This window comes from Streptomyces sp. BE20, assembly GCF_036322525.1.
Taxonomy (GTDB): Bacteria; Actinomycetota; Actinomycetes; order Streptomycetales; family Streptomycetaceae; genus Kitasatospora.
The window spans coordinates 21,364-29,081 of sequence record NZ_JAQYWW010000518.1; the positions used below are offsets into that span (position 1 = coordinate 21,364).

At 74.3% G+C, this 7,718-nt stretch carries 6 protein-coding genes and 1 pseudogene; 1 reads left to right on the top strand and 6 read right to left on the bottom strand.

Annotated elements, in window-relative coordinates; translation table 11 throughout:
* Nucleotides 1-77: 77 nt before the first annotated feature.
* Nucleotides 78-1,040, bottom strand: a complete 963-nt coding sequence (locus PUR61_RS08180; protein ID WP_329877239.1) for a quinone oxidoreductase family protein — start codon at nucleotides 1,038-1,040, stop codon at nucleotides 78-80.
* Between the two features lie 365 nt (nucleotides 1,041-1,405).
* On the opposite strand from PUR61_RS08180, the gene PUR61_RS08185 reads away from it, so the two are divergent.
* On the top strand, nucleotides 1,406-4,222 hold the full coding sequence (locus PUR61_RS08185) for an AAA family ATPase (RefSeq protein ID WP_329877240.1): 2,817 nt from the start codon (nucleotides 1,406-1,408) through the stop codon (nucleotides 4,220-4,222).
* Nucleotides 4,223-4,370: 148 nt separating this feature from the next.
* Here PUR61_RS08185 and PUR61_RS08190 read toward each other — a convergent pair whose 3' ends face one another.
* The 5 genes and pseudogenes from PUR61_RS08190 to PUR61_RS08205 all read right to left on the bottom strand — a co-directional run bounded on the left by PUR61_RS08190 (nucleotide 4,371) and on the right by PUR61_RS08205 (nucleotide 7,713).
* Nucleotides 4,371-4,670 (bottom strand): hypothetical protein, encoded by a 300-nt coding sequence (locus PUR61_RS08190; protein WP_329877242.1) that lies wholly within the window; start codon nucleotides 4,668-4,670, stop codon nucleotides 4,371-4,373.
* Nucleotides 4,671-4,680: 10 nt separating this feature from the next.
* Nucleotides 4,681-5,181 (bottom strand): annotated as a pseudogene (locus PUR61_RS45220) (polyprenyl synthetase family protein); the annotation flags it as partial.
* A gap of 234 nt (nucleotides 5,182-5,415) precedes the next feature.
* Nucleotides 5,416-6,120, bottom strand: a complete 705-nt coding sequence (locus PUR61_RS08195) for a hypothetical protein (protein WP_329877243.1) — start codon at nucleotides 6,118-6,120, stop codon at nucleotides 5,416-5,418.
* Nucleotides 6,121-6,162: 42 nt separating this feature from the next.
* Nucleotides 6,163-6,897, bottom strand: coding sequence for a hypothetical protein (locus PUR61_RS08200; protein ID WP_329877245.1), 735 nt, complete (start codon nucleotides 6,895-6,897; stop codon nucleotides 6,163-6,165).
* Nucleotides 6,898-7,581: 684 nt separating this feature from the next.
* Complete coding sequence (locus tag PUR61_RS08205) at nucleotides 7,582-7,713, bottom strand: RICIN domain-containing protein (protein WP_329874745.1); 132 nt, start codon at nucleotides 7,711-7,713, stop codon at nucleotides 7,582-7,584.
* Nucleotides 7,714-7,718 lie beyond the last annotated feature (5 nt).

A 7,718-nucleotide genomic window follows, 5' to 3' on the forward strand; every position in this document is an offset into this window, starting at 1 on the left:
GGTGTGTTCCGTCGAAGCGGGCCGGCGGCGGCGCGGGCACAGGGCGCGGGGCGCGGGCCGGAGCGGGTGGCGGGCGGTCAGGGCAGGAGCAGGAGCTTGCCGGTGGTACGGCGGGACTCTATGTCCGCGTGGGCGCGGGCGGCGTCCGCGAGCGGGTAGCGGCCGGTGATCCGGGGGGTGAGCCGCCCGTCCAGGACCAGGTCGAACACCTCGCCGGTGCGCCGCACCAGGGCCTCGCGCGTGGCGACGTGGTGGTGCACGACAGGGTAGGTGAGCAGGATGCTGTCGGGCAGGTCGGTGGGCCGCAGTGTCGGGACGCCCATGAAGGGGCCGTAGTAGGCGTGCACGCCGTGCGGGCGCAGGGCCGCCTGGGAGGAGTGGAACGTTCCCGCGCCGCCGCCGTCGTAGACGACGTCCGCGCCGCGCCCGCCGGTGAGCTCCCTGATCCGGTCCTCGAATCCGGCGCCGGAGTGGACGAGGACGTGGTCGGCGCCGGCCTCCTCGGCGGCGGGTACCTTCTCCTCCCGGGAGACCAGACCGATCACCCGGCCGCCGCGGGACTTGATCATCTGCGTGAGCAGCAGGCCGACGCCGCCCGCCGCGGCGTGCACCACGGCGGTGTCGTCGGCGCCGATCGGGTAGGTCTCGGTGCTCAGATGGCTGGCCGTGAGGCCCTGCATCATCACGGCGGCGGCGATCTCGTCGTCGATGCCGTCGGGCACCTTGACGAGCGTGTCCGCGGGCACGGCGAGCAGCTCGGCATAGCTGCCGGGGTGGTAGAACCAGGCCACCCGGTCACCGACGGCCAGGTCCCGCACCCCGTCGCCGAGGGCGGTGACGTAGCCCATTCCCTCGGCGCCGAGGACGGCGGGGGCCGCCCAGCCGGGGCCGCCCCCGGCCCGGGCGCCGACGTCCATGTAGTTCACGCCGGCGGCACCGAGTCGGACCAGTGCCTCGCCGGGGCCGGGCACCGGGTCCGGCAGTTCGGTCCAGCGCATGACCTCGGGGCCACCGTGTTCCTCGATACGGATCGCGTGCATGGGATGACACCTTCCAGTGCGGGTTCGTCACGGGGGATCGACCAGCACGTTAGGCGGCAGAAAATGGACCGGCAAGTCCAAAGATGCTGATCAGAGGGCGAGTTGATTGTCGGCCGATGACGTGCCACAGTCCGGTGGAAGCCCGCCGGTGAGTGGGCACGACATCGGTCGGAGACCCCGGGCAGGGGTCGGACCCCCGGGTCCGTCTCCGCGTCCTCCCGGCCGCGTCCGCGATCTTGGTCCGGCATACTGGACGCGGCCCGGGTGCTCACGGCCGCGCGGACGATGCTCCTCGACGGAGATCCGTTCCGGCGCACGAGCGGCGGGGTCGGTCCTGGGGAGGGGTGGTTATGGGGGATGGGTATGTGCCCGGCGCGCCAGGCGTCGGGGATCCGCTGGTCGGCCGGGACACCGACCTGCGACGGGTGCGAGAGCGGCTGCGCCTCGGGGCGGGCGGTGGTGCGCTGCTGCTGGCCGGGGAGGCCGGTGTGGGGAAGAGCGCCGTGCTGGACGAGCTGGCCGGCTCCGCAGGTGCGGACGGTGTCGCGGTGCTCAGGGCGGCGGGCCTGGAATTCGAGGCCGACTGCGGCTACTCGTGCCTCAACCAGCTCCTCTTCCCGGCCCTGGGTGCACTGGAGGACTTGGACGCGGACCTGCGCCGCGCGCTGCGCGTGGCGCTCGGCTTCGAGAACGGGGATCCGCCGGACCAGTTGCTCGTCTCCAACGCCGTGGTGCGGCTCCTTCAGACGGTGGCCGACGGGAGGCCGCTGCTGATCGTCGTCGACGACCTTCCCTGGGTCGACCGTGCCAGTGCCGCGGTGCTCGGCTTCGTCGCCCGGCGGCTCAGTGGTCTGGGCGGTCTGGGCGTCAGCTTCGTGGCGGCGGCGCGCACCGGCGACGCGCACCCGCACGAGACCGGTGGCCTTCCCGCGTACGACCTCCCGCCCCTCGACGACGAGTCGGCGGCCCGGCTGCTCGGCAGCCGGTTCCCGGGGCTCGCCCGCGGTGCGCGTCGCCGACTGCTGGCCGAGGCGGGCGGCAATCCGTTGGCGCTCCTGGAACTGCCGGCCGCGCTGCGGCCCGCGGCTGCCGACTCGCCCGCCGTGCTGCCCCTCACCCGGCGACTGGAGACGCTGTTCGGTTCCCGGGTCGCAGGGCTGCCCGCCCCCTCCCGGAGTCTCCTCCTGCTCGCGGCCCTGGAAGGGACCGGCGACCTCGGCGTACTGCAGGCAGCCGCCCGCCGGGCCACGGCCGGGCACGGCCTGGAGCACCTCGCGCCGGTCGAGCGCGAGCGGCTGGTGCACATCGAGGAGGGCGGGCAGCGGCTGGGGTTCCGCCATCCGCTGATCCGCTCCGCCGTGGTCGGGCAGGCGCTGAGCGGTGAACGGCGCGCCGCGCACGCGGCGCTGGCCCACGTGCTGGCCGACCGGCCGGAGCGCCGAGCCTGGCACCTGGGCGAGGCCACCCTGGAGCCCGACGAGGAGGTCGCCGCGCTCCTGGAGCACGCCGCGGGCCTCACCCTGCGTCGCGGGGACGCCGCCGGGGCCATGCGGACGCTGATCCGCTCGGCCTCGCTCTCTCCCGAAGGGCCGAACCGCAGCCGTCGCCTCGCCGAAGCCGCCTACCTGGGAGCGGAGTCCACCGGGGCCCTCTCCAGCGCCCGACGTCTCCTGGACGACGCCCGCCAGGCCGCCCCTGAGGGCGAGGACTCCCTCCACTCCGCCACCGCCTCGGCCCTGCTCCTCCTCAACGGGAACGGCGACGTGGCCACGGCCCACCGGCTGCTGAGCGAGGCAATCGAGTCCGCGGCCGGCACCCACCGGTACCGCGCCGACGACAAGGCGCTCGTCGACGCGCTGCACGTCCTGGCCGTGGTCTGCTTCTTCGGCGCCCGGCACGACCTGTGGCAGGTCTACTACCGGGCGGTGGGACGCCTCACCCCCCAGCCGCCCCCCATCCTGGCCGTCCTGGGACGGACGTTCTCCGACCCCGCCCGCACCGGGGCTGCGGCGCACGGACAACTCGACGTCCTCGTGGCCTCCCTGGCCGGTGAGCCCGACCCGGTGCGGATCACCCGCGTCGGCACGGGCGCCCTCTACCTCGACCGCCTCGGCGAGGTCCGCGAACCGGCCTGGCAGGTGGTGCGGGCGGGACGCGAGGGCGGCCCGGCCAGGCGCTACATCTCCGCGCTTATCCACCTGTGCCTGGACGACTACCTCACCGGACTGTGGGACGAGGCCCTGGACCTCGCCGACGAGGGCCTGCAGGCGTGCGAGGAGCACGGATACAGCGCGTTCGCCTGGTACTTCCTCTACATCAGGTCCGTCGTTCTCGGCGCCCGCGGCCACGCGGACGAGAGTCTCGCGACGGCCGACGTCATCATCGACTGGGCCACGGACCACGGTGCGCCCTGCGCCGCCCACTACGCCCACCACGCCGCCGCCGTCGCGGCCCTGGGCCGCGGGGACTTCACGCTCGCCTACGACCACGCCGACGCGGTGAGCCCGGCCGGAACCCTGGCCTCGCACGCCCCCCACGCCCTGTGGGTGGCCGCCAACCTCGTGGAAGCCGCCGTCCGGACCAACCGGCGCGAGGAGGCCGCCGCACACGTCCGGGCCATGCGCGAGGCCGGCATCACCACCGTGTCCTCCCGCCACGCCATGCTGACGGAGGCCGCGGCCGCCCTGTGCACCGACGACGACGAGCAGGCCCTGCGTCTCTTCGCCCTGGCGGTGGACACCCCCGGGGGCGACCGGTGGCGCTTCGACCACGCCCGGGTCCGACTCGCCTACGGCGAACGGATGCGCCGCGCCCGCACGACCGCCGAGTCCAGAACCCAGCTGCGCGCCGCGCTGGCGACCTTCGAGGAGCTGGGCGCGCGGCCGTGGGCCGAACGCGCGATGAACGAGCTTCGGGCGTCGGGCTCCCGGAGGTCGAGGCCCGCGGCCCCGGGCATCCACGGACTGACCTCGCAGAAGCTGCAGATCGCCCGCCTCGCCGCGTCCGGACTCACCAACAAGCAGATCGCCGAGCGCCTCTTCCTCTCACACCGGACCGTCGGAGCGCACCTGTACCAGATCTACGAGCGGCTCGGTATTACCTCACGCACCATGCTGCGCGACGCGCTCGATCCGACGGCTGAGCCGGCCGGTCGATCCCTCCCGGTCCGTTCATCGGGATGAGCGGCCCCTGCGCGGGCCCGGAGTGCGTCCCGCCGGTCCCGCCGGCCTCTCGCGGCGACGGTCGCATCCGCCGAACGGTCGGGGAAGCCGTCAGGCCCGGGCCCCGTGCCTGGGTGGCCCGCACTCGGTCGATCGGGGCGGTGGGGCCTCACCGATGACGGCCCGCCTGCTTGCGGCGGCGGAGCAGGAAGGTGCCGACGACGACGGCGATGCTTCCCCCCACGAGCGCGATGTCCGTACTCGCCCCGGTGCCGGAGAGCTCGGGGGAGGAGGTCGCCGGGCCGGACTCGGTCGACGGCCCGGCGGGGGCCGTGGCCGCCGGAGCCGACGAGGCGGTGCCGGCCGGGGCCGCGGCGGCCGTGGTCCCGGTGGCCGTCGGGGTGGGGGGCGTGGACCTCGGACAGCGACACCTGCTGCCGTTGCTCGAACAGCACGTCCAGGCCCTCACCGACCGCGAGCTGGACGAGCGTGTCGATCAGCGCGGCGGAGGCCTCCCGGGCGACCCGTTCGGAGCCTTCGGCGCCGGCCAGGGCTTCGAAGGCGACCACCAGCAGCGCGTCTGCCGAGCGGGTGGCCGACGCGCTCCCGAACACCTGCCAGGCCGAGGCGCGGTGGCGGCGTACTGTGTCACCGTCCAGGACGTCGTCGTACAGCAGCGACAGGTTGTGGACCATCTCCATCGCCGCCGCGGCAGGGACGGCGGCCTCGGCCTCGCCCCCGACCGCCCGTGCGGACAGCAGGGCCAATGCGGCCCGAACGAACTTCCCACCGTGAAGCCCGGGCCCGGGGGCCCCGGACCAGCCCAGTTGATAGGCCGCCACCTCGCTCGCGTCCCCGCCCAGAGCCTCCACCCACGCGCGCAGTCGGGGCTCGCACACACGGGACGCCCACCCGAGAACCGTCTCCGCACGCCGACCCGCGGCATTCCGTCCCACCCGGCACCCCAATTCCCCGTGCACACCGGCACATCGGCCCGCCCTGCCGAACGATCGCAGGACCCCTCACGCGGGTGGAGCGTACGGGGTGCCGGTGGTGCACCTGTACCGAGTCGCCTGGTCACCTCGGCACGGGACGGCGGATCCGGAGGCGAGTGCCGACCCCGCGGTTGGCCCCGGGGCGCCACCGCACAGACGGAGCGTACACGGCGTCGGGAACTGCGACCGTGGGCGGGCGCGGGGCCGGGGAGTTGCGGTTCACCAGGCGCGCCACCAGGCGTGCGAGCCGGAACGCCACCAGGTGTCGTCGTCGACACCGGGGGCGGGGGCGGGGCGTGTGGGAGCGGGGGCGGAGGGGGTGGCGTCCGCCGGCGGGGCGGTGGGGGCGGCGGGGGTCGTGGGGGTGATCGGGGTGGTGGCGGGCACGTCGGCGCCCGTGCCGGTGATGCGGTTGTAGCGGTAGGGGGTGTAGTAGCTGGTGGGCCAGCCGGCGAGGGAGCTGGCGTTGAGGTCTCCCTGGTACTGGCTGGTCAGGACGCGGGGGTTGTTCTCCGCGTAGAAGTGGAAGGTCCCGGCGGACTTGTCGATCCAGTCCCCGAAGAGGATGACGTGCTGGGCGGTGTAGTTGAGGGCGTCGCCGGGTTCGAGGTCGGTGGCGGCGATCTCGGTGGAGACGCTGGGCAGGGTCTGTGTGACGAGACTGTCCGTCAGGTGCCAGGCCATGGAGACGTAGCCGGAGCAGTCCTGTCGGTAGGTGCCGTTGCTGTCCGTGTGGAAGGCGCCCTGGTCGTAGGACACGCCCTGGGTGACCCAGCTCTGCGCCCGTTGGATCACCTCCTCACGGCTGATCGAGCCCCCCGGGGAGGAGGCGGCGTGCGCGGGTGTCGCGCTCAGGACGGCAGGGACGCCGATCGCGACGAGGACGGTCAGGCGGCAACGAAGGGTGGGTCGGCGGACGGACATGGTGATCTCCGAGGTGGGGGTGGCGGGGCCGTGTGCAGGGGTTCATCCGAGCCGACGGGCGATGGCGGTGAGGACATCGCTGTCGGCCCCGGTGTCGTGGGCCGTGATGGCGGGGTCGGCGCGTTCGTCGAAGTGGACGACGGTCAGCGCGGTGTCGTGCCGGACGGCGTACAGGTGGTCGATCTGCGGTCCGGCGGCCGACAGGCCTTCCACGGCGGTCCACCGGCGCGACCAGGCGGTGCCTCGGTCGATCGCCGCCGTCCGGACGACCTCCGTGTCCGCGACGCCGCCGTGCTTCGCCTGCAGTGCGCGCGAACGGTCCTGACAGTCACTCATGCCGTCGAGCAGTCCCCGATAGGAGTCCTGGGCGGTGGCGGCGTCCGGGAAGGTGAAGATCTCCTGGAGTGCGGGCGTGCCCTGGACGCCCACGTAGGCCTGCTGTTGCCAGGTCTCCGCGCCGACGACGGAGGCGCACTCGTTCAGGCGGACGCCGCTGGTCGTGCGTCGGACAGCAGCCGAGGGCAACGGGCGCCAGCGTTGGGCGGCGGCGCCGGGCAGGAGCGCCGCAGGCAGCAGGCGGTCCGGGGCGGCCCCGGACCGGCTCTCGGGGGGCGGGCCGTGCGTGCCGCGCGGGGCACCGGTCGGTGCGCCACAGGCGGCGGCGCCGAGAACGGTCGCCAGGGCGCACAGCGCGGCAACGGGGGCCCGCCGGGTGGGGAGGCGGACGCGGGGGACGCCGGGGCGGGACGTACCGGGCGGAGGTATGGGTCGAGGCATCGGCTCTCCTAGTCGGCCGCCGTTCGCGAGGCGCACGGGGCGAAACCGGGTATGTCGTACCGGGGGCAGCGGGGCGGGAGGTCCAGCACCCTGCGGGCGCGGCCTCACGGGCTCGCGCGCTTCGGGGGATCGGGTCGGCCGAGGCGTCCGGGGGAGTGGGCCGGGCGTCGGGGGACGGATTCTTGCCCGATGGTTCGCATGCTGTCAAGGAGTCCGCCGGTCCGCCTCCGGCCTCCCGCATCCGGGTACGTCGGTATCGGCGGGCTGCGGACTCGTGGCGCAGGCGGGTGGGGGTACGCCGTGATCCACCTCACGTTCCGGCGACGTGTGCCGCTGGCTATGGTGCTTGCACGGAAACGCCTTCTGGATTGCCGGCCACCCGCATGGTGATGCTCGGTCCGACGGGTCTCACGCCGATGCCCGCCTCTACGGGCTCCGGTGGCGGCCGGATGACCGGGTCACCTCCCGGTGGTCGCTCGCGCGGTCTCGTCCGAATCCGGCACCGGACCGCCCGCGTGGGGGGCACGGTGAAGGGGGACGTGGCGGCCACCGACTCCGGCCTCCTCCGCCCGTGCACCTGCGTACCGCGAATGCTGCGGACGGCGTCCGACCGTGCCGCGGGCGAGGGCGGACAGCCGGACGGCACGCCCCTCGGGTGAGGGAGGGGCGTGCCGGTGGGTGGGGTCAGACCGCGACGGTGTGGCGGCTGAACTGCTGGTTGGTGCCGGTGCCGCAGGTCCACTGTTCGAGGGCGGCGCCGTTGGTGGTGGCCTGGTTGATGACGTCCAGGCACTTGCCGCTGTGCCGGGCGATCAGCCGGA